Origin of the sequence: Paenibacillus sp. JGP012 (assembly GCF_014203995.1) — a bacterium.
In the GTDB taxonomy this organism is placed as follows: domain Bacteria; phylum Bacillota; class Bacilli; order Paenibacillales; family Paenibacillaceae; genus Paenibacillus; species Paenibacillus silvae.
On record NZ_JACHKG010000020.1, the window covers coordinates 58,817 to 82,374 of the forward strand.

Here is a 23,558-nt window from a genome sequence, read left to right on the forward strand (position 1 = left end):
ACGCTGAAGTAGAAGGCAAACCGTTCTCCTGGGGGAGCCAACTTTGCTGAAGTTTCGTTCCAAGCCCGGATGTTTTCCACTGGCGTGCCAGGGCATGTCAAGGGAAAGTGATGCAGCAGGGGGCGAAAGGGCAGTAAATGATGTACTACAGTGAATTTCGAGACACGCCCCAGGGAGAACGGGAGGCCAGATGGTTTTTTTTGCAATTGGAGATGAAGTTGCTGGAAGCTGCTGCTTTGTTTCAAGCGCTAACGATCTCCACAGACCTTATTGGAGCGAATATGGGATGTTTCACAATCTAACGATTCTGAGAGACGCTATTTCTGCGAATTCAGCTAAAAATGCTTGGAAAAAGGGCTGAATCGGGAGAATAAGGCTTCTGGTGATCGTTAGAATCTCAGAAGGGCAAAAAGTGGCATAATAGCGTCTCCTGAATTCGTTAGAAGCTTTAAGTTTAACTTCAACGTGACTTCATCACGTCTTCATCATGTCTTCGACATCACTTGGACGTGTTTCCCCCGAGTCGCGGTGTATCATTTCTGTATCTCCGGCGTACCTTTCATGTCTTCCACATCTCATGAATATGTCTCCAACGAGTCTCCAACATCTCATGGATATGTCTCCAACGAGTCTCCGATATCTTTTTGTATCTCCAGCATGCCTTCTATGTCTCTATGATATCTTATATACTCAACCCAAAGTGTCTTCAGCGTAACTTAAACCGAGCCTATATCATATTTTTTCAGCACGTCCCCGAAATCCTCTTTTTCCGATTAATCCTGCGGTGCAGGTTCATAATTAAACCAGTCAAACCGTGCGGGAGTTGGGGCCTCTGCCGGAGAGTATGCATACATCCCAACAATGATACCGGTGAAACCTCCTGCTACCTCGCTGGAAAGCAAGTGTGTTTCCGCAGAGCCCAGAGAATAAATATCTGATAATTCATGTTTTATTGAAAATGTAAATTGATCAGGGTCAGCCTCCACATGCAACGTTACAGGGCCATCATCACAATCACAATCCAGCACCTCTTCCAGTCTCAGTGAGCCGACAGTACGCCGCCATATCCATTTCTTTTCTCCATGGATACGTTTAATAGCCAGATCATAATGATACTTCTCATTCATATACACCGTTAATCCTGCTTCTTCATTCTCATAGGCTGGCTCGAAATCAAGCATGGCAGCTATGCTGCAACAGAAATGACTCAAGCGGCGCCCTACAAAAGCTGGATTTTTCCCGTCATCCAGTGAAGCTGAGTGTCCATACAACGTGAGATGCCCTGGAGATTCATGGAGTGAAACGCTATTCGGTGCAGGATTGCGCAGGTGAATCCAGTCCAGTCCGAGCGCAGGCTGATCGAAATGATCCAGAGACACCTGGGCAGGCCATTTGAATTCGGGCAGGTTGGGACTGTCCATAACAGCATGGAGTCGGCCGTTCTCACCAATCATTGGCCAGCCATCAGGCGTCCAGGTTACAGGAGCCAGAAACGTCTCGCGCCCCAGATGATGCCGCATAGGATAGGCAGGCGGGCGAATACCAAGGCATACAGCCCACCAGCTGCCATCCTGTATTTGTACAAGGTCTGCATGTCCAACAGCATGGATACTCGATTTCAGGCTGCGATTGGACAGAATCGGATTATGTGGACACGGTACATATGGCCCATATGGAGCATCACTGCGTGCAACGGTTTCCATATGTCCGTACTCCGTTCCGCCTTCAGCAATCATCAGGTAGTAGAAACCGTTAATTTTGTAAAGGTGAGGAGCCTCGGGAGCAGCACCGCCAGTTCCCTTCCAGATGAGACGACTCTCGGATAGTTTATGGCCCGTTGAGATATCAATCTCGCATTGATAGATTCCTTCACCGTCCTGTCCATTGCAAGCTGACTGAAAGTATACACGACCATCTTCATCAAAGAGAAGGGAAGGGTCTATTCCGTCCTGAGCTACATAGACAGGTCGTGACCATGGGCCTTCAGCCTGCTCACTTCGCACATAGAAGTTGCCACCGCTGCTGACATTGGTGGTCGCCATATAGAAAAAGCCCTCGTGATAACGGAGAGTGGGGGCGTAGATGCCCCCGGACCGCCATGCATTGTCAAGTGAAAGCTGTTCAGTGGTCGTCAGAACATGGCCAATCTGATGCCAATGCACGAGATCCTTGCTGTGAAAAATGGGCACGCCGGGAAAATATTCAAACGTGCTGGTCACCAGATAGTAGTCATCCTGGACACGGCATATGCTCGGATCAGGGTAGAATCCCGGAATAATCGGATTTGAATAATTCATCTGGATCATACCTCTATTCATTCCAGAGCTTAACGCGATTCTGAACGTATTGCGTGAAGCCCTTTTCCATTTTTTCAACCCCGGCATCAAGCAGCTTCTGTTGATAATCATTCCAGATACTTTCGAACTCCTCCGGTTTGGACATGATGGCCAGCGGAATCTGGCGCCAAGTGATATCCTTGACCTTGTTGGCAATGACGTTGATCTCATCTTCACTTGGGACTGAGATATTCCATACAGCTCCCCAAGGTTTCACGGGAAAGTCTTTTTCATTTGGAAATAAATCCATCCATGTGTTGGCGTTATAGGCCTGGAGTGTTTCTTTATCTGCAGCGGTATAATTCTCCACGATCTGTTCCGGGTAATTTTTAGTAAAGTAATTGTCTGTAGAATCCTTGACACCATCTCCGTAATGAGCGCCCAGATTCGTGTAGAAGCCTATCCCGGATTCCCGGCTGAACGAAATACTATCGTTAACGATGCGCTCCTGAACTTCAGCAGGTACTACACGCTTGCCATTCTGAAGCTCATAATGCTTGCCTTGAATTCCCCAATTGTTCAGAACTTGCCCTTGCTCGGAAGCAAGGAAGTCCAAAAATTGAATGGCTCGGACGGGATCTTTACAAGCGTTAGTGATGCCTACACCCCACCCAGCCATAAAACCTGTGGACTGGAAACGGTTATCCTTGTATTGATCCGAAAGCATAACGGAATAATGACCATAAGTTTGATCATATTTTCCTTCGGCTTTGAGTGCCTTCTCCCCATCACCATAACCCCAGTCTACATCCGTCAGACCAATAACCCGGCCTGAAGCAATTTTAGCCTGATACTGATCGTTCTTCTGAACAAAGGATTCCTTGTCGAGCAGACCGGTATTATACATGTGGTTAAGCCACTGGAAATATTCCTTCTCACCTTCCGTGCGGAAGTGATATGTGGCTTCGTAAGTTTCAGGGTTTATATAATACTCACCGTCACCGGATTTGCCGGTTGTTTCCGCCGCAGGATTGGTCACGGTGATCTGTATGCGCCAATCATCGGCATTCAGGGTGAGACCGATATTGGGATTCCCTTTTTCGTCTACAGGGTGCTTCTCCAGATAATTGCGAATGACTTTTTCGAAATCCTGTACCGTTTTAATCTCTGGATATCCGGCTTCCTTCACCGCACGGTGCTGGAGTTCGAAGCCACTTCCGGCTACAAAATTGAGTCCGTCTATGGAAGAATACGTGGGAATAACATATATGGATGGGTCTTCATTGCTGTAGCGTAAACGTTTGATCTGTTCACCAAACAGCTTTTTGAGATTAGGTGCATGTTCCTCGATCAGATCGGTGAGATCCAGCATTGCTCCGGCATCAACGAGTTTGTCCAAATCTCCTTTGGGGCTGATCAGATCGGGGTAATCTCCGCTGGCCGAGATCAGAGCTAGTCGTTGTGAAGGATCAGCAACAGCAAATTCAGCGTTCAGGGATACACCGGTTTGTCTTGTGATCTCTTTTCCAACCGCATCCTGCATGTTATTCCAGTTTGGATTGGCGTCTGCGCCAAAGAAGCTGAAGGTTACGGGAGAAAGTTGATCCTCGGAAGTGCTACCGTTGTCTGCTTCCTGATTGTTGCTGCCGCATCCGGCCAGCAAGCTCATCGAAAGCGTAAGTGTGACGGAGAGTTTCGAGATGTTTCTTATCCATTGAGCCAAAATATAACCCCCTGTTGAGTTTTTTTGTGTTGAATGCGTTTGCAAACCATTGGGAAAATGAACTGAAATGCCAGCATATTCTGATGCTGCTCTGCGGCCACCTCATCGAGCTGCTGCATCACATCTGTCTGGTGTACAAGAGGAATTATATCGGCACTTCGAGTTGGATACCTTGATTTTTCGGTCCTGGAATAGCATGATATAGACATTCAATTCAGCGAGGGGTTTGGGAGGTGTGGCAACTGAGCAACGCGTATCTGGGATGGTTCACATCGGATGTACAGTTCCCGTTTTATATTCAATACGGCGGACATGATGAGGATACAGAGCTGCACAGGCACGCGGATTTCTCCGAACTTGTCATTGTGCTTAAAGGCCATGCCACGCATATCGTTAACCATGAGTCGTTTTTTATCAAAAAAGGAAATGCGTTTGTTATTAATGGTTCCACACCTCATGCATACAGGGAACCCCATGATTTTCAGATCTGCAACATCATGTTCAGACCTGAAATGCTCGCTTCGATCGGCCCTGATCTACGGAAATCGAACGGATTTCAGGCATTGTTTGTGCTGGAACCCATGTACCGCAATGCACATTCATATGCATCCAAGCTCGCCCTGCCCATCTCCGGCCTGGATTATGTCGAGTCTTTGATTTCCATGATGATTGAGGAATATCATAACAGGCAGCAGGGGTATCAGACGATGCTGCTTTCACGGTTTACGGAAATGGTTGTTTATCTTTCGCGGCATTACGATACGCAGGAGAACGGGATCGAAGGCAATCATCTCATGCATCTGGCTAATGCTATCTCCTATATCGAGGATCATTATCTGGAGCCGTTGTCGCTGGAGGAAGTAGCTGGTCATTCGAAAGTTTCAGTGAGACATCTCAATCGTATTTTCCAATCCTATTACGGTACAACACCCATCTCGTACATGCATAAGCTTCGTTTGGAAAAAGCATGTCACCTCTTAAAATATAGCAGTCTTCCGATTACTGAGGTTTCATATGAATGCGGATACAATGACAGCAATTACTTCACACGACAATTTACCAAAGCTTATGGAAGGTCTCCCAAAGGATTCAGGCAAAATGCGGGTGCCAAAGACAATGTGAATTAAAAGCGTAATACAGCTACAGCATAGAAACAAGCACTTGCAAAAATGACCTTTTGTTCTCTATGTTCTCCTATATAAAAACAAAAGTGCTCATACATCAAAGCAGGACTTTCCCCATGGAAAGCTCCTGCTTTGATGTGTTGAGCGTTCGGAACAATGTGCTTCTATCTATATCATTGGAACGAACAAGCCGGATTCATCTTTTAATCATGTAGCAATCTTCCGTCATCGTGCCACTGGCCGTACATTTGGTTTGCCCTCGTATGCATGATGAATTTATCAAGTCTGCTCTGAAAGAGCTCAGGCTGCCGTTGTACACTTTGAATGGTGTCGATGCGAACACGTTGATACAGCGGAGGAAATGCCAGGAAATTTTCATAGGTTTGCCTGTCTGCGGTTAACCTTTGTTGGATCTCGTCTTCGATGACAAAAGCTTCCGGGTTCAAATCAGGCAGAACTTTTCTGCCCTCATCCCGCATAAGACCAAGTCTGTCCAGACGACGTACACGCTCCTTGTTTAACTCGGTCCATGAACTCTTGCGGCTGCGTGGAGATAAGCGCTGTAACAGCCGGTTGTCAGCGGTTTTCTTTTTCACTCCATCAATCCAGCCAAAGCACAGCGACTCCTCAACCGCATCCAGATATAAGATTGTTTCGGCGCGTGGTTTTATGCTGACATGAACCCAGCAGTACGCATGTGAGATTCCATGCTCTTCTAACCACAGCCTTAACTCTTCTCTGGAAGTAAAGGGGAGTACATTTTCAGGTGAGAGAGTTTGCATCAGATCCAAGACCCTTCATCATGTTGTAATAGACTTCAAGCAGTACATGCTTATACAGCAGCATCGGAATTTGCAACTTCATTGGAGCCTTCACCTTCGTACCAGAAACGGAAGTAGTCGTTCATGATAGAGGCATGACCCAATTGACGCAGCATGGTGGAGATATTGCCCCGGTGATAGGTTCCGTGATTGACCAGATGAAAAATGATCTCTGCGAGACTGGTTTGACGCAGGCCCGCAAAGGGATTGTCGAGTGGAATGGTTTGCTCCAAATCTGCTTGCTGACGGAACCAATCAAGGAACTGATCGGATAGCTCGTCATAACGATCAACGTATTCTTCTATCGTGGCAAAAGTTTCTCCGTTACGCAGCATACAGAGCTGCAAAGCTTCAGGCATGCCTGTTCCGGTTAGGACCAGATACCACATCTGATCGACGGCATACAGATGACTCAGAGCATGAGCGAGAGTAGGAAAGGAGCTGCCAACTTCCTGATGCAGTACAGCAGGCGGAAGTTCCTGAATGCGCTGCATGATGGTGTGTGATGCCCAAACATGATAATGATACATTTGTTGCGGATGATTCATGAAGATCGTCTCCTTTATTTTGGCGATTAGTTGAGTGAGAGTGCTATCTTGCTGAAAAGATTATAAAAAAAGAAGTATGACAACAGCGTGTCATACTTCTTCTTCGCTTCTACCGAATATTATATTCATCGACTGTTATCGAGCATCATCTACAGAGCTTGCATGGAACAGGATCTACTAAGCTTATATCAAACATAATCTACTGATCCACGAAGGTTTTGTGAGATCAAACTAACCGAGCAGGGACTACCAGCGTTATCCACATTTCACATATCAACCTGGTTATAACGTTTCAGTGCATTTCGCAGTTTTGTCTCCAGAATATCCCTCAGTGCTGCAGGTTCAAGCACCTCTGCACCACTCCCCAGGCTGAGCAGGAACGACCATAACCACGGAGCGTGGAGCGGCCGATGAATCTGAATACGCATCGTCATGCTCCCATCCTCATGAAATTGTTTGTCTGCCTGCTGGAAATGATCCATAGCCTCTGCGAGTGCGTCTGGGTACACCCGAAACACCACATCCGTCATGGAATCCTGTGAGTCAGTAGGGGAGGAAGAAGCTTCATCAGCGGGGATCATGCGGGGTTTAAAAGAACGGTTTGTCAGATGTAAATGAAACATCCGCGACAGCCGGAATTCCCGATAATCCTGCCGGCTTCTGCAATATCCATATACATACCAGCTGCGATATTTATATTGGAGTCGAAGAGGCTCCAGTTCCCTGGTGGACCGCTCGTTTTTTGCATTAATATAATCAAATTGTACCGTCTGATGCTGTATAATTCCCGCACGAAGATACGGTAGGGAGTCTGGCTCTATACGATGGGTATCAAGGTCTACAGTCAAGCTTGGTTTCTGATGCTGATCACCAATCGTCTGCAAACGTTCAATCGTGCCTTGGGCACGCACATCATGAAAAACGGTAGAGAGACTGGTAAGCACGGTAATCAACGCATGTACGTCATACGAACCGAGCAGGCTCTTATCCATTTTATAACCGTCCATCATGCCATATCCGCCGTTCATTCCCTGATGAGAAACGACCGGGAAGCCCGCCGCACAGAGGACGTCTATATCCCGATAGATCGTTCTGGGCGACACCTGATATTCCTCCGCAAGTTTAGAGGCAGACAATACCTCATGATTCAGCAGCTTATAGATGATCGAGACTAACCGTTCCAGTTTCAAAAGAATCCCACCCGTTATTCCTTTTCTTCAACCTTCCAATCACTGTTGTACCGGCATTCCTGATCCCCTTCTCTAAAAGGGAACATGTATGATAGATCGTTTAGAAGCTTAGTCCTCCTGTACGTTATATAACACCCGTGCCAGCAGACCTTGACCGTAGTTGCCAAAGCTTTTGCCGAAAATGGTCAGGCCTCGTTTATTCACAGGGCCGTCAGTGACCGCGATCCGAAAATGGATATCACTTTTGTAATCCAGTCCGATATCATCCAGCGTGACGTCCGAAATCCGGCATCCGTCGATATAGCTGCCTTCCTTCGTAATACGAATGAGCTTCAGCATGCCGTATTGATTCAGATGCGGAGGCCACCAGTCTGGATTAAACGTGCCGCGTGTATCGCCAAAATCGCCTGGACTTGTCCAGAGCCCGATCTCTTTGCCATTGATATAGAAGTAAATATCGGACGGATAGTTATCACAGAAACCAGGGGCCTCAGAGCCGAGCTCCATAGACAGCTGGATTTCGTTAAACGTCTGATTAGGCTTGAGATAGTTAGGAATACGATATTCCAGATAACCTTCCGCCAGCCAGATCATCTCCGCATCAATCCGAAGCGGGTCGGCAAAATAACGTGGGTCATCGAATTCCCCGATAATGCTGTCTTTCGTTGCAATGCCGCACGTAGGCGCTGCCTGATAATCGCTGTAATGCCCGACCTGAATCTCGACCTCATACCGATTGTGAATCTCCTGCGAGCGCAGATCGACCATTAATTTTTCCTCGTTAAGGTAACAGATCTTCTGGATGCCATGTTTGCCAACCGCCGTATTAATCTCGATTAATCCGCTCTCCTCAAGCTTTTTGATATGCATTGTAATTGCACCGTTACTAAGTCCGAGCTTGGTTGCGAGGTCATTCAGATTAAGACTTTGGTTTTTGGCCAGCAGCTCGATAATCTGAATGCGAATTTCGGAACTGAGAGCTTTGAAAATGTTCACACCTGACATCAGATCTTTAATATAAATCATAGGTGGATGTCCTTTCCCCGTTCTGAACAAAGCCTATTTACGCAGACTTTTGCACATTTGACTGTTTTATTTCAGATAATTATAAATCATTACATGCTGGAAAGAAAGAGCCCGGGAAAGACTCAAGTCTCCTGTGTATACGTAGCTAAAATAAAACATATCCCATGAATATGTTCCATATTCGTTGAAATAAAACTTTGAATTAATTTATGTATATTTGAAATATACCATTGAATTGTCATGTAACCGCTTTTATAATCCTATTATACTTAAATTGATTTAATACTTCATGAACCAAAGCAACCATTTTATCAGGAGAGGCGGCGTTGTGTTATGGAGAAATTCAGCTTAAAGAAGATTTTGAGAGGCTTACAACGTTCAACAAAAAGACGTTGGGCACTGCCGGCATTGCTTGTATTGGTGCTGGTGCTTGCAGGACAGTTCAGGGCGTTAGCCGCGTTCTGGAATCTGACAGGAGACATCGCTGTTCATGATCCATCCATCATCAAAGAGGGCAATTCATGGTACACCTTCTCCACCGGCCCGGGTATTCAGGTGCTGAAATCGGATAACGGAACATCGTGGTACCGTGTACCACAGATTTTTTTGAGTGAGCCCTCCTGGTGGAATACTGCTGTTCCGGCACAGGCCAATCTGGACGTGTGGGCACCTGACGTGCAGCGATACAACGGCAAGGTGTGGCTGTATTACTCCATCTCGACCTTTGGCTCGAACAGGTCTGCGATCGGGCTTGCATCCGCAAACAGTGTTGGCGCAGGGCAATGGAAGGATGAGGGGCTTGTGCTGCAATCCACAACATCAAATAATTACAACGCCATTGATCCGGAGCTGGTCATTGATGCTTCTGGCAATCCGTGGCTTGCTTTCGGGTCGTTCTGGAGTGGTCTGAAGATTGTGAAGCTGGACAAAAATACGATGAAACCGACAGGCAGCATCTCTTCCATTGCAGCACGTCCCAATAACGGGGGCGCGATTGAAGCACCAAGTATCACGTATCGCAACGGGTATTATTATTTGTTTGCTTCCATTGATTCCTGCTGTAAAGGTGTGAACAGCACCTACAAAATGGTCTATGGACGCTCGACCAGCATCACAGGACCTTATGTCGATAAAAACGGCGTAAATATGATGAACGGCGGCGGTACGATTTTGGATGCAGGCAATGTGAGATGGAAAGGCCCGGGCGGGCAGGACGTGGTTAACGGCAATCTCATCGTACGCCATGCTTATGATGCAACGGATAATGGAAATCCCAAATTGTTGATTAACGATCTGCTTTGGGACGCAAACGGGTGGCCGACCTATTAGTATGTCATTTATTTTAAATAAATATAAAATGTTTTAAGAAAGTATTGACTAAATGGATCTGGATTTGATAAATTTAACAACAGAAAAGCTGATTCATCATCATGAATACGTTTACAAGTCCAGATCAGGAGGGGTTCATATGGTCAAGAGAAAGAGTTGGATCACGTCTATGCTGCTAATGCTGGTTACTGCACTGGTGCTGGCAGGCTGCGGAGGGGGAAGCGGTGGCTCAGGTTCAGGAAGCGGGGATAAAGAGCTGACGTTTATGTTCCGCGGAGGAACGGACGAGCAGAAAGCGTATCAGGCGGTCGTGAAGAAATTTGAAGAAGAGCACCCTGGCGTCAAAGTAAAGATCATTGTGACCGCTGCTGATCAGTATGCAACCAAGCTTCGCGCAGCGATTACAGGCAACAGCATGCCTGACGTATTTTATTTCGCACCAGGTGATATGAAGGCTTACGTAAACAGCAATGTGCTGATGAATCTGACACCTTATATTGAGAAAAACAAGGATATCAATCTGGATAATATCTGGAAGTATGGAATTGATCTGTATCGTTATGATGGCAAGATGGCAGGACAAGGCGATCTTTATGGCATGCCTAAGGATGTCGGGCCGTTTGCACTGGGATATAACAAGACTCTTTTTGAAAAAGAAGGCATTCCCTTCCCGGATAAGGATAAGCCGTATACATGGGAAGAGTTCATCAAGGTGAACCAGCAGGCAACCAAGGATACCAATGGTGACGGCAAACCGGATGTGTTCGGTACAGGATTTAACGTACAGTGGGCACTGCAAGCTTTTGTATGGAGCAACGGGGCTGACTGGCTGGATGAGAGCAAAACCAAAGTAACGATTGATGATCCGAAATTCGCAGAAGCGCTGCAATTTTTTGCGGATATGCAGAACAAGTACAACATCACACCTTCCATTGAAGAAGCACAAACGCTCGATACGTATCAGCGCTGGATGAAAGGCGAGATGGCCTTCTTCCCTGTAGGTCCGTGGGATATGAGTACCTTCGAAAAGCTTCCGTTCGATTATGATTTGCTGCCTTTCCCGGCGGGATCGACTGGTAAATCGGCAACATGGATCGGTTCGCTGGGCATCGGAGTATCCGCAAAAACCAAGCACCCGGAAGAGGCGGCTGAGCTGGTGAACTACCTCACAGCTTCGAAAGATGGCATGAAACAACTGGTAGACGCGAAAGTTCAGATTCCGAATTTGCTTGATATGGCCGATGAGTGGGCTAAAGACACCTCTACGAAGCCGGAGAACAAACAGGAATTCATCGATATCGTAAAAGACTACGGACGTGCGTTGCCGGGCAACTACACGTATAACGCGGAATGGTATGACATGTTCTTTACCGACATTCAGCCGGTACTGGATGGCAAGATGACTGCCGCAGATTATGTGAAGCAGCAGCAACCGAAAATGCAGAAGCTGCTGGATAAAGCAGTGGAGCAGGAGAAAAAATCCCAGAAATAGATATATAGGAAACAAAGAGGATGCCAGCAGCCTGAACCGATGCTGCTGGCATCATTTGCTTCTTAGAAGATACAAATTGAACGCTGTAAACGTTTAGTTTAATTTTATCGCCAGATTCCATACGGGCATGTGGCATGTATTGACCGGAACAGAGCAGAAGCCAGGATTCAAAAAGGCCAGTCGATGTATGCCACATGCTGATCTTAGAAACAGGGGTGAACACGTGAATACGAAATCAAGTTTGTATCGCAAAGAGATGATGTATGGATACTTGTTTATTTTGCCGCCTCTACTGGGGCTTCTGATTTTTGTGTTGTTCCCGTTCCTCTACTCGCTCTATGGTTCGTTCACGGATTGGGACGGACTTGGGCAGATGAACTTTATCGGGCTGGCCAATTTCAAGGATTTGCTGACCGATGATCTTTTTTACAAGGCGATGTTTAATACGTTTTACCTGATGCTCGGCATTCCGATTGGTTTGCTGCTTGCGCTACTGCTGGCGATGGGACTGAATCGTAAAATTCCGGGGACTACAACATTTCGTGTGATCTACTACATACCGGTTATCTCTTCTCTGGCGGCTGTATCCATCATGTGGAACTGGGCGTACAACGGAGACTATGGTCTGGTAAACCAGTTCCTCGACCTGTTTGGCATTAAAGGTCCGAACTGGCTGGCAAACAAAGATACGGTCAAACCGGCCTTGATTATCATGACCGTCTGGAAAGGTCTTGGCTACACGATGCTGTTATATCTGGCAGCACTGCAAAGTGTATCCCGCACGTATTACGAGGCCGCAGAGCTGGACGGCGCCAACGGATTTCAGATTTTTCGCAATATCACCTGGCCGATGGTGAAGCCTGTTACTTTTTTCCTCGTGGTGACCAATATTATCGGGGGTTCACAGATTTTTACCGAGATGAACATTATGACGCCTACAGGCGGACCTGAATATGCATCGGCTTCGATTGTGTTTTACATCTGGCAAAAGGCGTTCAGCAACCTGCAGATGGGTTACGCGTCAGCGATGGCCATGATTCTAGGATTGTTTATCTTTGTCATTACGCTTGTGCAATTCAAATTAAACGAAAGATCAGCCTACGACGGGGATTAATGGGCGAGGAGAGGAGCTGAACGGGAGATGTCTTACAGTCAAAGAAGGAAGGTAACAAACTCCATTATATTTATCGTTCTGTCCATCGGTGCGATTGCGATGATTGCACCTTTGCTCTGGATGCTGTCCACCTCGCTCAAGGAGAAGCAGGATGTATTCGCGCTGCCGCCGGTATGGATTCCGGAAGTATTCCAGTTTGGTAAATATAAAGAGATTTGGGAAGCGGGGCCGCTGCTCAGCGGCATCAAAAACAGTCTTATTGTAGCACTCAGTGTGACGGTGGTCGGCACATTTACGTCGAGTCTCGCTGCATTTGCTTTTGCCAAGCTGAGATTTCCGCATAAAAACAAACTGTTTCTCGCTTTGCTGGCGTCCATGATGATTCCATATCCAACGGTGATGATTCCGCAATTCATGATGTTCTCCAAGCTCGGCTGGGTGGACACCTTGCTGCCGCTCATTGTTCCAGGGTTGTTCGGGAACGTGATTATGATCTTTTTCCTGCGGCAATATCTGCTCAGTGTACCGGATGCAATCATTGAAGCTGCGAAGATTGACGGAAGCTCTTACTTCCGCCTATATTCCAGCATTACATTTCCGCTGATCAAACCGGCCGTGGCTGCACAGCTGATTCTGTGGTTTATGGGCATCTGGAACGATTATTTGGCACCGATTATTTATTTGAATTCACCGGAAAAGCAGACACTCCAGCTCGTTATTGCGAACTTTAACGCGACATATGCGATACAAACGGACTATCCGCTTATTATGGCTGCATCGATCGTTGCTTTGCTGCCTGTTCTGATTATCTTTCTGATCTTCCAGAAGCAAATTATTGAGTCGGTGGCGATTTCAGGGGTCAAAGGGTGATGGTGATGAAAGCACGGAGAGTGTGGAGAGCATGGGAGGAATGGATGGAACGGAAGGAACCACGCGAACGAAAAGAGCTGAAAGTGTCGGAGAGACGAGAAGCACGAGAAGAATGGAGATATTGCAGAGAAGCAAAGAGGCCGCACAAGGCGAAGAAGGGAGTTGTGGCATTCATGCTACTGATGCTTATGGGTGTTACAGGCTGTGCAGATGGCGGGAATACGGCGAACCCACCCGTTTTTCCGGAGGCTCCGCAGGATACGAAGCTGTACGATCTTTCTATTCTGGACGATGAATCCAAATGGACAGTGAACAATGCACATGATCCGGCTATTATCAAAACAGATCAAGGATACTACGTCTATTCCACGGACGTACGTGTGGCAGGAGAGCCTAAACCGGGTGTGATGGTCCGCAAGTCAGATGACCTGATCCACTGGAAATGGGTGGGGCAGGCTCTGCCGGGCATTCCGAAGGAAGCGCTGGACTGGACGGGAGCGACCAACCTGTGGGCACCGGATATTATCAAGGCTGGAGATACGTACCGATTGTATTATTCGGCCTCCAGCTTTGGCAGCACGCAGTCTGCAATCGGCTTGCAGACCTCCAAATCTCCGGAAGGACCTTGGAAGGATGAGGGACTGGTGGTGAAGACGGCCGGTCAGGAGAAGGACGGTCTGAATGCTATTGATGCCAATCCGGTGCTTGATGCCTTGGGCAACCCATGGATGGTATACGGTTCATTTTTCGACGGGATTTATATAGCACCGCTTGACCCGGATACGGGCAAGTTCAAGGAGGAGGGATACGGTACCCGCATCGCCGCAAGAGATCGGGCGACCGAAGAGGGCGCAGTTGAGGGACCCTATATTGTCTACAATCCTGAGTTTCAAAAATATTATCTGTTCGTCTCTTATGATTCCCTGTTCGAGGATTATAACGTACGTGTAGCGCGTGCCGATTCCATTACAGGGCCTTACACGGACATGAACGGGAATAACATGTTAGACACGGAGCATTTGCCGCAGTATGAGATCGGCACTAAAATTTTGGGAGGATACCGTTTTACCGAAGGGGAGGGCTGGGTTGCCCCGGGACATAATTCAGTGCTGAAAGATGGCGATGATTATTACATCGTGCACCATGCCCGGGGAGAGACGGACAAAAACTGGCCGTATCTGCATGTGCGTAAAATGCTGTGGACCAAGGACGGCTGGCCTGTCGTCTCGCCGGAACGTTATGCGGGTGAGACAACGCAGGATATTCCCGAGTCGATGATTGCCGGAACCTGGGAAGGCATGACACTTGATCCGGCTGTGAATGGACAGGTGCAGGCAGTGCCTTATACGCTAACCGCGAAAGGTAAAATCGAAAGCGAGAACGGTTCAGGCACCTGGACGTTTGATGGCAAGCAAACGTTAACGCTGACGTGGAAGGAGAGCCCTGCGGGCGGCGCTTCCACGGAAGAGCTAAGGCTGCTCCCATCCTGGGATTGGGAGCGGAGCCAGCCTGCGCTGGTGGTAACCGGCCTGAACGACCGCGGCAGCGCGGTCTGGGGCAAACAAATCAGCGCAGCTGAGTAGATCGCTGACCCGGAATGAGGGTCAGCGAGGGGCGCGCTGCACAAGCGAGAGCAGCGCGAGACGCACCGTCTGATTGGGGGCGCCAATCGGGGTGCGCTGACAAGACAAGCATCGCCGGGATTCGAGCGATGTGCGCTGGCGAGCGGATTGCGAGCCGTGCTGCAGTTCAAGCGCGGGGCGTTAGCGGTGCTGGTGCGAGAGGAGAGTTGACCCGGCCAAGCGGTCAACGTCACAACAGGCGAGCCAACCTAATGGCTCGAAGCCCGATGTGTGCCAGTGAGCGAAAATATCGCGAGCTAGCAGCAGCGGGGGCACCAGCAGTGAGAGGGAGGAAGGAGCCGCGTGTGCGAGTTTGGCATCCGATTTCCACCGCCGGGAGCGGTGAACGAAAGAAATCGGAGGACAAAGAGAGCACCAAGGCCCAGCCGCCCGCGAACGCCTGCTGTGCCTCAAGAGGCGGCAGCCCAGCGCGTGCGCGAAAAGAGTTGGCCCGGTCAACCGGGCAACGTCACAAGCTGTCGAGCCAACCTAATGGCTCGAAGCCCGATGTGTGCCAGCGAGCGAAAATATCGCGAGCTAGCAGCAGCGGGGGCACCAGCAGTGAGAGGGAGGAAGGAGCCGCGTGTGCGAGTTTGGCATCCGATTTCCACCGCCAGGAGCGGTGAAAAAAGAAATCGGAGGACAAGGAGAGCGCCAAGGCCCAGCCGTCCACGAACGTCCGCTGTGCCTCAAGAGGCGGCAGCCCAGCGCGTGCGCGAAAAGAGTTGACCCGGCCAAGCGGGGCAACGTCACAAGCTGTCGAGCCAACCTAATGGCTCGAAGCCCGATGTGTGCCAGCGAGCGAAAATATCACGAGCTAGCAGCAGCGGGGGCACCAGCAGTGAGAGGGAGGAAGGAGCCGCGTGTGCGAGTTTGGCATCCGATTTCCACCGCCAGGAGCGGTGAAAAAAGAAATCGGAGGACAAGGAGAGCGCCAAGGCCCTGCCGTCCACGAACGTCCGCTGTGCCCCTCTAACCCTGCTCTCCATGTTTTCGCCAAGCACATCATAGATTCAAGCCATACACACACATATGAAAGGGGTTCATTCCCATGACCAAAACCATGACATTGACCAATCCTATGCTGGAGCAGCGTGCTGATCCGTGGGTGTACCGCCATACGGACGGATACTATTATTTTTCCGCCTCTGTGCCAGCTTTTGACCGAATTGAAATCCGGCGTGCCGAGACGCTGGAGGCTTTGAGAGAAGCTGAGCCAGTGACCGTCTGGACGAAGCGCGAGACAGGACTGATGAGCGCGAACATCTGGGCACCGGAAATTCATTTTATTGATGGCAAATGGTACATATACTTCGCAGCAGCCCATACCAGCGAGACAAACGACGGCCTGTTCGATCATCGCATGTACGTGCTGGAAAATGCTGCGGCTAATCCGCTTGAAGGAAAATGGGTGGAAAAGGGCCAGATTCGAACTAGATGGGAGAGCTTTGCGCTGGATGCTACAACCTTTGAGCACAAAGGCACGCGTTATCTGGTTTGGGCACAGAAGGACCCGAGTATCGACGGCAATTCCAACCTTTACATTAGCGAAATGGAAAATCCATGGACGCTTCGCGGCGAACAGGTCATGATTTCTACGCCGGAATACGATTGGGAGATTATTGGCTTCAAAGTCAATGAAGGCGCGGCCGTGCTGCATCGCAATGGCCGCCTGTTTATCAGCTATTCAGCCAGCGCTACTGATCATCATTACTGCATGGGTCTGCTTACCGCAGATGAAGATGCGAATCCGCTTGACCCTGCAAGCTGGGTGAAGTCTCCTGAGCCTGTGTTCCAGACTTGTGAAGAGAATGGGCAGTATGGCCCCGGACACAACAGCTTTACCATTTCACCTGATGGCAAAACGGATATTCTCATCTATCATGCGCGCAACTACAAAGAGATTGAGGGTGATCCACTCTACGATCCAAACCGTCATGCTCGCGCTCAGGTGATTCATTGGAATGAGGATGGTACGCCGAGCTTTGGCGTTCCTGTTCCTGATGGTCAAGCCGTAACCGAGTTGAAATAACGCCAGGCAGAACTCAGAGGAAGAGCCTTTTGTTAGCAGAACATGCTAAACGAAAGGCTCTTTTTGTTAATCATGTCTGGAAGAGGGGGAAACAAGATTCGAGCAAAAACTTGAATCAGGAGGCTTGGATCAGGGAGGCTTTGAGCAAGAGCAAGAAAGCAACCGAAGTCGGGCAGTAACGTATACAATTACATCGAAAATAAATTGAAGCTAAGCTCCATTACCTTTGAAGCGCAAATTTAGCCGTACACGTTTCTAACGATTTCCAGAAGCGCTATTTCGGCAATATTACTCGTTTTTATTTTCTAACGATTTCAGGAAACCTTATTTTGGGGATTTGATGTGGAAATGGGTGTTTATCTTGTGTTTTCGGCAAAATAAGATTTCTGGGAATCGTTACAATGTGAGAACGCTCAATATAGCTTAAATAAGCTCATCTGAAATCGTTAGAATGATTGGGGAAGGTGTGGGAATGCTCCAACCCTAACCCCAACTCGAACTCGAACTCCAGCTCAACCAATGCGGTTGTTACTTCGGAATAATAAGCTAAGGGTGAGCCAGGTAGAGTACAATGTTGGGGATATACCATGACAACCTGTTAGGAGGATCATAGATGGAATCACGCGAGACACTGGATCGGGAACTTGAACACATTTTAAAGTGGGAGAAAGAACAGAAGGATCTGTTCATTTGGGATAAAATCGGGCGTTTGCCGTTTGTCATGCTGGATAAAGTGATGCCAAAGGCGTTAAAACAAAAGATTGGTGACGCCTTGAATGAGGTGGGCCAGTATCTGCAGACAGGCGGCAAGTTTCTTGTACAGAAGAAAAAAGTAGCCAAGCTCTTGCAAGAGGAAACCGAGCGCTCGGGTTACCCCATGACAACAGATTACATTTACCGATTAGAGCAGGATGCAGAAACGGAGAACACTGCCCAAATTCATAGTGTGGATAAAATACCGCTTGAGGTACTGGACCGTGTGGCGGACAGCATCACCGAAAGTCGCAGCAAGTTCGCTGCAGCACAAGGGGCCGCAACGGGGTTTGGAGGTATCGTCACCATTGCAGCGGACATTCCGCTCGTTATGGGACTTTCATTGAAAGTGCTGCAGGAGATGGCGCTGTGTTATGGTTACGATCCCGATGATCCGCTGGAGCGCGTCTTTATTGTAAAATGTCTGCAATTCTCTTCTGCTGATATTGTGGGCAAAAAAGCCATTCTTGAAGAATTGGCGGATTACGACAACCCGGATAAGCAGGTAGAGGTAGTATCCCAAATGCAGGGCTGGCGTGAGGTGTTTAACTCCTATAGTGAGTCTTTTGGTTGGAAAAAGCTGTTCCAGCTGGTGCCTGTTGCGGGTATGATTTTTGGTTCAGTCAGCAACAAAAATACGATCCAGGATGTGGCTGAGGCAGGTAAAATGCTGTACAAGAAACGTCTGATTCTACAGCGTTTAAAATAGATCACAGTCTGATGTTGCTTGGTACATGTTCATGTGGACAGATACGAATGTCTGAACAGGTTAACGATATAGATATATCCCGTCACAATAGTCAAGGCTCCTGCTGCTCTGTATGATTCAGAATGACAGGAGCCTTGTATACTTAATAGAATAGAGAATCCAAACGTTAAGAGGAAAACGCCTGTCACAAAACCTATTTGTGAAAGAATGAGTATTACACCGGCTACCCTTGTGAACCTCTCCCTGATGAAAAATAGAGACGAACTAGTCCTCACTACCGTTTTTTTTTGTGCTCAGCGATGAGCAGCTTATCGGATGGCAGCAGAAATGTGAAAATACCGATGAACGGCAGGAAGCTGCATCGCTGCATCGCCGACTAGTAGATTTTGCTTAAATGACATGCAAGATATACCTTCATCCAGTCCTCACTATCATTCAAATCCAGGGCCAGAATCTCCTCCAGTTTACGCAGCCGTGTGTACAGCGTGTTGGGATGAATATGAAGCTGTTCCGCTGTAAGTGACATGGAACGGTTATTTTCCATATATACACGCAGCGTTAGTTCAAGCTCCTCTGCCTGATATTTATAACTGCGCAAAGGGGAAAGCACATCATAAATGTAACTCTCAATCTCTTTCATATCCTGCTGCAGAAACAACCGATTAATGCCCATCTCCTCATATTGCATAATGCCTGCGCGCTGGCTTTTGCGAAGAAAGAGCAGTGTGCGTGATGCTTCCTCATGACTTTTGGCTACTTGCTCCAAGCCGGAATACAATCCCCCGATTCCTCCATATAGAGGGGGGAGTCCCGTTGTAGCGCCTTGTTTTACTAAGCTTTTCAACTTGCGGACAAGCTGTTGTTGGCTGCGCAATTGCTGCGCCTGAAGCAGGATTGTAACCTTGTCATGTGAACTGAATAATAGCATGCTCTCCCCGGAAAGCTCCTTCTCAATAAGAGCGATCAAACGCTGCATGAAAACGTTACTTTCCTTGAGATCCTGAACATTTTCCGCCAGATGTAAGAGGCAGACAAACATTGATTTTTGACCAGACAGACCAAAGCGCTGTATCTTATCCGAAAGTTCGGCAGGCTCCCGATATTGAATGAGCTCTTCGAAAAAATCTCTTCTCCGTCGGTATACCATCTCTGTCATGGAGTAGGTGTTCATCAACTGCAGCATGACCACGGCGCTTCCCTGCTCCAGAATATCATGATCCAGTGGACGCAGCGGGCGTTTTAGCTGTACAACAAAGCACCCGGCAAGCAGCGGGCCGTTATGAACAGGGAAAATATAATACGGAAAGGGCCCATCCGAATCGAGTATAACGGGCTCCAGATTTTTACCCAAAGTCTGGTCCAGTTCTGAAGCGGTAAAGGGCACGTTGTGCTGCACAGGGTACCACTCTTGCTTGGTGAGATCAACAAAGCGGGTAGGCAGCCCTATATTTTTTTCAACAGCCTGAATCATTTCTGGCAAAGAACGGCTATCCATGGACAGCTGAGTGAATAGATTATGAATTTCGTTTCGAATAACCAGATATCCATTCGTTTCAATAAGTTCACTAACCATGCGTGCATTGGAGATAGCGATAGCTGCTTGGTCGGCGAAGCCTTGAAGCTTGATCAGATCGCTCTCATTCAGCAGCTTGGCATCTTTATATTGATAAACAAGCAGAACACCGATTCGGTCCTCTTTCATCGTAACGGGCACAGCAATGGTTCTTTTGGCAAACCCGCTATAGTGGCTGGATTCTGCGAAGATGCGAGCATTCTCAAGACTCAGAGTGCGAACGGTTTCCTCAAATGCCGGAGTATTGACTTCATAGATTTTGCCCTTGCCTTCACGGTATACGGTACCGGTAATACCTTCTTCAATATCTGAGGTGATTTGATAGATGGAGTCCTTGAATCCAATCTGGGCTTTGGACACCCATTTCCGGGTATTCGGGTCAATCATCATAAATAACGCGCTGGAAGCAGCAGGAATGACCTTGAGTGAATTCTCCAATATTTTAAACAATAGATTGTTCAGATCAAGAGAACTGGTTAATTCTCTAAGTCCCCCCAACCAGTGCTCGTGATGTGCACGCTCAATAGCGATCTGTTCCTTCATGAGCGTATCTCGAATCAGGTACTCCAGCAGCATACATTGATCAGTCGAAGCAATAATTCCTTCTGGCAATACCACTCTGATCTCGCAATGGTCCAGCAATTCTATGGAGAAGGATAACGTTTGTATGTTATTTGACATCATCATTGACGAGCCCAAGATTTCATCATCCAGCCAGCCCGGGGCAAGAGGGTCAGCATCTGTTGCGGCTAACGGATACCAGCATCGCCATTGCTGATCATACCTGTCCCGTCTCCATATTTGGATATCTGTCGTACCCCAAGTATTTCTCAACCAGTCCAACCACGGCTCCATAACAATCAACTCTCATCTGATGAATTTGTTATATAAGTTAACATATTGAACTGTCGATTGAAATAGAAAATAGCTGTCAATTGTGGATAGCCACATATTTTTATGAAGAATTCTGAAGGATTCTCCAATGACTTTAAGCAGCAATGATTTCTATAATGTCAATATATCTAACGCAATAACTGGGGGGAACCAAATTGACATTTACATTATTAGATCATTATGGTGTCGAACAATTAGTATATTGTCAAGACAAGCAGTCGGGCTTGAAGGCTATCATCGCCATACATGATACTACGCTGGGACCTGCCTTGGGAGGAACACGCATGTATCCATACGCCTCGGAGGAGGAAGCTTTGGAGGATGTGGTTCGTCTGGCTCGCGGTATGACTTACAAAGCGTCAGCGGCTGGTCTTCAGCTTGGCGGTGGGAAGGCTGTAATTATAGGTGATCCCAAAAAAGACAAGAGTGAGGCCTTGTTTCGTGCGTTTGGCAAATATGTGAATACACTACAGGGACGGTATATTACTGCCGAGGATGTCGGCACAACTGTAATGGACATGGATTATATTCATCAGGAGACTCCATATGTGACAGGGGTTTCTCCTGAATTCGGAAGCAGTGGCAATCCTTCACCAGTAACCGCATTTGGCGTATTTCAAGGAATTCGTGCGGCAGTGAATGAAGTCTACGGTTCTCCTGATTTGTCCGGCAAAGTGGTGACTGTACAGGGAGTTGGCAGTGTAGCTTATCATTTATGCGGTTTTCTGAAAGAAGCGGGTGCCGAGCTTATCGTCACCGATGTGGTTCAGGAGCATGTAGACCGGGCCGTGCGAGATTACAATGCTACAGCAGTGGGGGTTAACGAGATTTATACAGTGCCATGTGATATTTTTGCACCATGTGCGATGGGCGGTATTCTTAATGACGACACACTCTCATTATTGAAGGCTCGGATCGTTGCCGGTGCAGCCAATAACCAGCTTCGGGAAGAACGCCATGGTGATTTGCTGCATGAACGCGGAATTTTATATGCACCTGACTATGTTGTTAATTCAGGTGGACTAATCAATGTAGCTGATGAATTGCAGGGATATGAGCGAGAACGGGCGCTTAATAATGTAGCGAAAATTTATGAGCAGTTAGGTACCATTTTTGAACTGGCCAGACAGCATGATATTCCTGCATTCCGGGCGGCAGACATGCTTGCGATTCATCGAATTGAACAATATAAAAAACAAATGATTATAGCATAGAAGGGATGTTGTGAAATGGAGAAGCGAATGTGGTTAACCGGGGCGACGCTTATTGATGGCAGTGGTGGGGAACCATTGGAGAATAGTGGAGTTTTTATTGAGGGAAAAAAGATAACGTATGCCGGCCCAGCCAGCAACTTTGTCGTACCTGAGGGAACAGAAGTAATCGAGCTTCATGGTAAAACGATCATGCCCGGCATGATTGATGCCCACGTCCATATTCATGGTCCCAAATCACTGAATATGGCACAAGTCGCTCTGGAGCCAAGCGAAATGCAGATGGGACGAGCCTTGCAGGATTTGCCCAAGCTCATTCAGGCCGGCTTTACAACAGTAAGGGATGTCGGCAGTCATGTCGCTGTATATATTCGTGATCTGATGAAAGAGGGGATCGTGAAAGGACCGCGAATTAAAACCTCCCGACATATGCTGAGTCAGACAGGTGGACATGCAGACATTCACATGCTTCCAAGTGAAATGAATATTTTCACAACCTGTGACGGAGTCGATGAATGCATCAAGACGGCGCGTACACAGTTTCGTGAAGGGGCAGACTTCCTCAAGGTGTGCTCTACGGGTGGAGTGTTGTCCGAGAAGGATGATCCCCGCTGGTCCCAATTTCGCCTGGATGAACTCAAAGCGATTGTGTATGAAGCAGAGTCGGTTCAATCTTATGTGGCTGCTCATGCCCAAGGGACGCAGGGAATTATTAACGCATTGATGGCTGGAGTCAAGACGATTGAACACGGGATTTACATCGATGAACGTGGCATTGAACTTATGCTGCAGCAAAAGGCAGTGCTTGTGCCGACCTTATCCATCGTTCATCGCATCATTCAGGAAGGACATAAATTCGGGGTGCCTGAATTCGGCATCCGCAAGGCACAGCTTGTGTATCAGGAGCATATCGAGCATATGATTACAGCTCACAAGGCCGGGGTAGTTATTGCTTCTGGTACGGATTTCTGTTCATGTGCTCCTGTAGAGCATGGAGGGAATGCACTGGAGCTTGAATTGCTTGTGAACGATGTGGGCTTCACACCGATGGAGGCGATCGTAGCTGCAACTCGTTCTGCTGCAGCCGCGATGCAGATGAGCGAACAGATCGGCACAATTGAAGCGGGTAAACTGGCAGATATTATTGTACTGGGAGTGAATCCGTTGTCGGATATCAGGCTGCTGCAGACAAACAGTAATATAGAGCAAGTATATCTTGAAGGTGAGCGCTTGAAATGATTTAAAATGAGC

Annotated in this window: 17 protein-coding genes; 10 read left to right on the plus strand and 7 right to left on the minus strand. The window is 47.8% G+C overall.

The features are described from left to right. Positions 1-773: 773 nt before the first annotated feature. The gene (locus tag HNR77_RS21110) at positions 774-2,297 is read right to left on the minus strand and encodes a glycoside hydrolase family 43 protein (RefSeq protein WP_184188756.1); all 1,524 of its coding nucleotides are present in this window, start codon (positions 2,295-2,297) and stop codon (positions 774-776) included. A gap of 13 nt (positions 2,298-2,310) precedes the next feature. After that, positions 2,311-3,945 (minus strand): ABC transporter substrate-binding protein, encoded by a 1,635-nt coding sequence (locus HNR77_RS21115; RefSeq protein ID WP_184188879.1) that lies wholly within the window; start codon positions 3,943-3,945, stop codon positions 2,311-2,313. A 296-nt stretch (positions 3,946-4,241) separates the two neighbouring features. Here HNR77_RS21115 and HNR77_RS21120 point away from each other — a divergent pair, with 296 nt between their 5' ends. After that, positions 4,242-5,126: a helix-turn-helix domain-containing protein gene (locus HNR77_RS21120; protein WP_184188881.1), complete on the plus strand. Its 885-nt coding sequence runs from the start codon at positions 4,242-4,244 to the stop codon at positions 5,124-5,126. Between the two features lie 200 nt (positions 5,127-5,326). On the opposite strand, the gene HNR77_RS21125 is transcribed toward HNR77_RS21120, so the two are convergent. The 4 genes from HNR77_RS21125 to HNR77_RS21140 all read right to left on the minus strand — a co-directional run bounded on the left by HNR77_RS21125 (position 5,327) and on the right by HNR77_RS21140 (position 8,708). Beyond that, positions 5,327-5,905, minus strand: a complete 579-nt coding sequence (locus tag HNR77_RS21125) for a YdeI/OmpD-associated family protein (RefSeq protein ID WP_184188883.1) — start codon at positions 5,903-5,905, stop codon at positions 5,327-5,329. A 50-nt stretch (positions 5,906-5,955) separates the two neighbouring features. Then, positions 5,956-6,492: a DinB family protein gene (locus HNR77_RS21130; RefSeq protein ID WP_184188758.1), complete on the minus strand. Its 537-nt coding sequence runs from the start codon at positions 6,490-6,492 to the stop codon at positions 5,956-5,958. A gap of 266 nt (positions 6,493-6,758) precedes the next feature. Further along, on the minus strand, positions 6,759-7,682 hold the full coding sequence (locus HNR77_RS21135; protein ID WP_184188761.1) for a helix-turn-helix transcriptional regulator: 924 nt from the start codon (positions 7,680-7,682) through the stop codon (positions 6,759-6,761). Positions 7,683-7,790: 108 nt separating this feature from the next. After that, positions 7,791-8,708, minus strand: a complete 918-nt coding sequence (locus tag HNR77_RS21140; protein WP_184188764.1) for an ArsR/SmtB family transcription factor — start codon at positions 8,706-8,708, stop codon at positions 7,791-7,793. A 357-nt stretch (positions 8,709-9,065) separates the two neighbouring features. On the opposite strand from HNR77_RS21140, the gene abnA reads away from it, so the two are divergent. The 7 genes from abnA (at position 9,066) to HNR77_RS21175 (ending at position 18,629) form a co-directional block, all read left to right on the plus strand. Beyond that, the gene (abnA, locus tag HNR77_RS21145; RefSeq protein WP_397367295.1) at positions 9,066-10,037 is read left to right on the plus strand and encodes an arabinan endo-1,5-alpha-L-arabinosidase AbnA; all 972 of its coding nucleotides are present in this window, start codon (positions 9,066-9,068) and stop codon (positions 10,035-10,037) included. A 139-nt stretch (positions 10,038-10,176) separates the two neighbouring features. Further along, a complete protein-coding gene (locus HNR77_RS21150) occupies positions 10,177-11,529 on the plus strand; it encodes an ABC transporter substrate-binding protein (protein WP_184188769.1) in 1,353 nt (450 codons plus the stop codon). Positions 11,530-11,752: 223 nt separating this feature from the next. Continuing rightward, on the plus strand, positions 11,753-12,643 hold the full coding sequence (locus HNR77_RS21155; protein ID WP_111268725.1) for a carbohydrate ABC transporter permease: 891 nt from the start codon (positions 11,753-11,755) through the stop codon (positions 12,641-12,643). A 27-nt stretch (positions 12,644-12,670) separates the two neighbouring features. Next, positions 12,671-13,513, plus strand: a complete 843-nt coding sequence (locus HNR77_RS21160) for a carbohydrate ABC transporter permease (RefSeq protein WP_111268726.1) — start codon at positions 12,671-12,673, stop codon at positions 13,511-13,513. A gap of 173 nt (positions 13,514-13,686) precedes the next feature. After that, positions 13,687-15,096, plus strand: a complete 1,410-nt coding sequence (locus HNR77_RS21165; RefSeq protein ID WP_184188885.1) for an arabinan endo-1,5-alpha-L-arabinosidase — start codon at positions 13,687-13,689, stop codon at positions 15,094-15,096. A gap of 1,090 nt (positions 15,097-16,186) precedes the next feature. Beyond that, positions 16,187-17,167, plus strand: a complete 981-nt coding sequence (locus tag HNR77_RS21170; protein WP_184188772.1) for a glycoside hydrolase family 43 protein — start codon at positions 16,187-16,189, stop codon at positions 17,165-17,167. Between the two features lie 613 nt (positions 17,168-17,780). Further along, positions 17,781-18,629, plus strand: coding sequence for an EcsC family protein (locus HNR77_RS21175; protein WP_111273702.1), 849 nt, complete (start codon positions 17,781-17,783; stop codon positions 18,627-18,629). A 376-nt stretch (positions 18,630-19,005) separates the two neighbouring features. On the opposite strand, the gene HNR77_RS21180 is transcribed toward HNR77_RS21175, so the two are convergent. Continuing rightward, entirely contained in the window at positions 19,006-21,057 is a 2,052-nt protein-coding gene (locus tag HNR77_RS21180) for a helix-turn-helix domain-containing protein (protein WP_184188774.1), read from the minus strand. A gap of 194 nt (positions 21,058-21,251) precedes the next feature. On the opposite strand from HNR77_RS21180, the gene HNR77_RS21185 reads away from it, so the two are divergent. Then, the gene (locus HNR77_RS21185) at positions 21,252-22,310 is read left to right on the plus strand and encodes a Glu/Leu/Phe/Val family dehydrogenase (RefSeq protein WP_184188776.1); all 1,059 of its coding nucleotides are present in this window, start codon (positions 21,252-21,254) and stop codon (positions 22,308-22,310) included. Between the two features lie 15 nt (positions 22,311-22,325). Then, positions 22,326-23,546 (plus strand): metal-dependent hydrolase family protein, encoded by a 1,221-nt coding sequence (locus HNR77_RS21190; protein WP_184188778.1) that lies wholly within the window; start codon positions 22,326-22,328, stop codon positions 23,544-23,546. Positions 23,547-23,558: the final 12 nt, after the last annotated feature.

Coding starts and splice junctions, on each gene's coding strand:
- HNR77_RS21110 (WP_184188756.1), bottom strand. CDS start 2,297: ATGAATTATTCAAATCCGATTATTCCGGGATTCTACCCTGATCCGAGC.
- HNR77_RS21115 (WP_184188879.1), bottom strand. CDS start 3,945: ATGAGCTTGCTGGCCGGATGCGGCAGCAACAATCAGGAAGCAGACAAC.
- HNR77_RS21125 (WP_184188883.1), bottom strand. CDS start 5,905: ATGCAAACTCTCTCACCTGAAAATGTACTCCCCTTTACTTCCAGAGAA.
- HNR77_RS21130 (WP_184188758.1), bottom strand. CDS start 6,492: ATGAATCATCCGCAACAAATGTATCATTATCATGTTTGGGCATCACAC.
- HNR77_RS21140 (WP_184188764.1), bottom strand. CDS start 8,708: ATGATTTATATTAAAGATCTGATGTCAGGTGTGAACATTTTCAAAGCT.
- HNR77_RS21150 (WP_184188769.1), top strand. CDS start 10,177: ATGGTCAAGAGAAAGAGTTGGATCACGTCTATGCTGCTAATGCTGGTT.
- HNR77_RS21160 (WP_111268726.1), top strand. CDS start 12,671: ATGTCTTACAGTCAAAGAAGGAAGGTAACAAACTCCATTATATTTATC.
- HNR77_RS21165 (WP_184188885.1), top strand. CDS start 13,687: ATGCTACTGATGCTTATGGGTGTTACAGGCTGTGCAGATGGCGGGAAT.
- HNR77_RS21170 (WP_184188772.1), top strand. CDS start 16,187: ATGACCAAAACCATGACATTGACCAATCCTATGCTGGAGCAGCGTGCT.
- HNR77_RS21175 (WP_111273702.1), top strand. CDS start 17,781: ATGGAATCACGCGAGACACTGGATCGGGAACTTGAACACATTTTAAAG.
- HNR77_RS21180 (WP_184188774.1), bottom strand. CDS start 21,057: ATGGAGCCGTGGTTGGACTGGTTGAGAAATACTTGGGGTACGACAGAT.
- HNR77_RS21190 (WP_184188778.1), top strand. CDS start 22,326: ATGGAGAAGCGAATGTGGTTAACCGGGGCGACGCTTATTGATGGCAGT.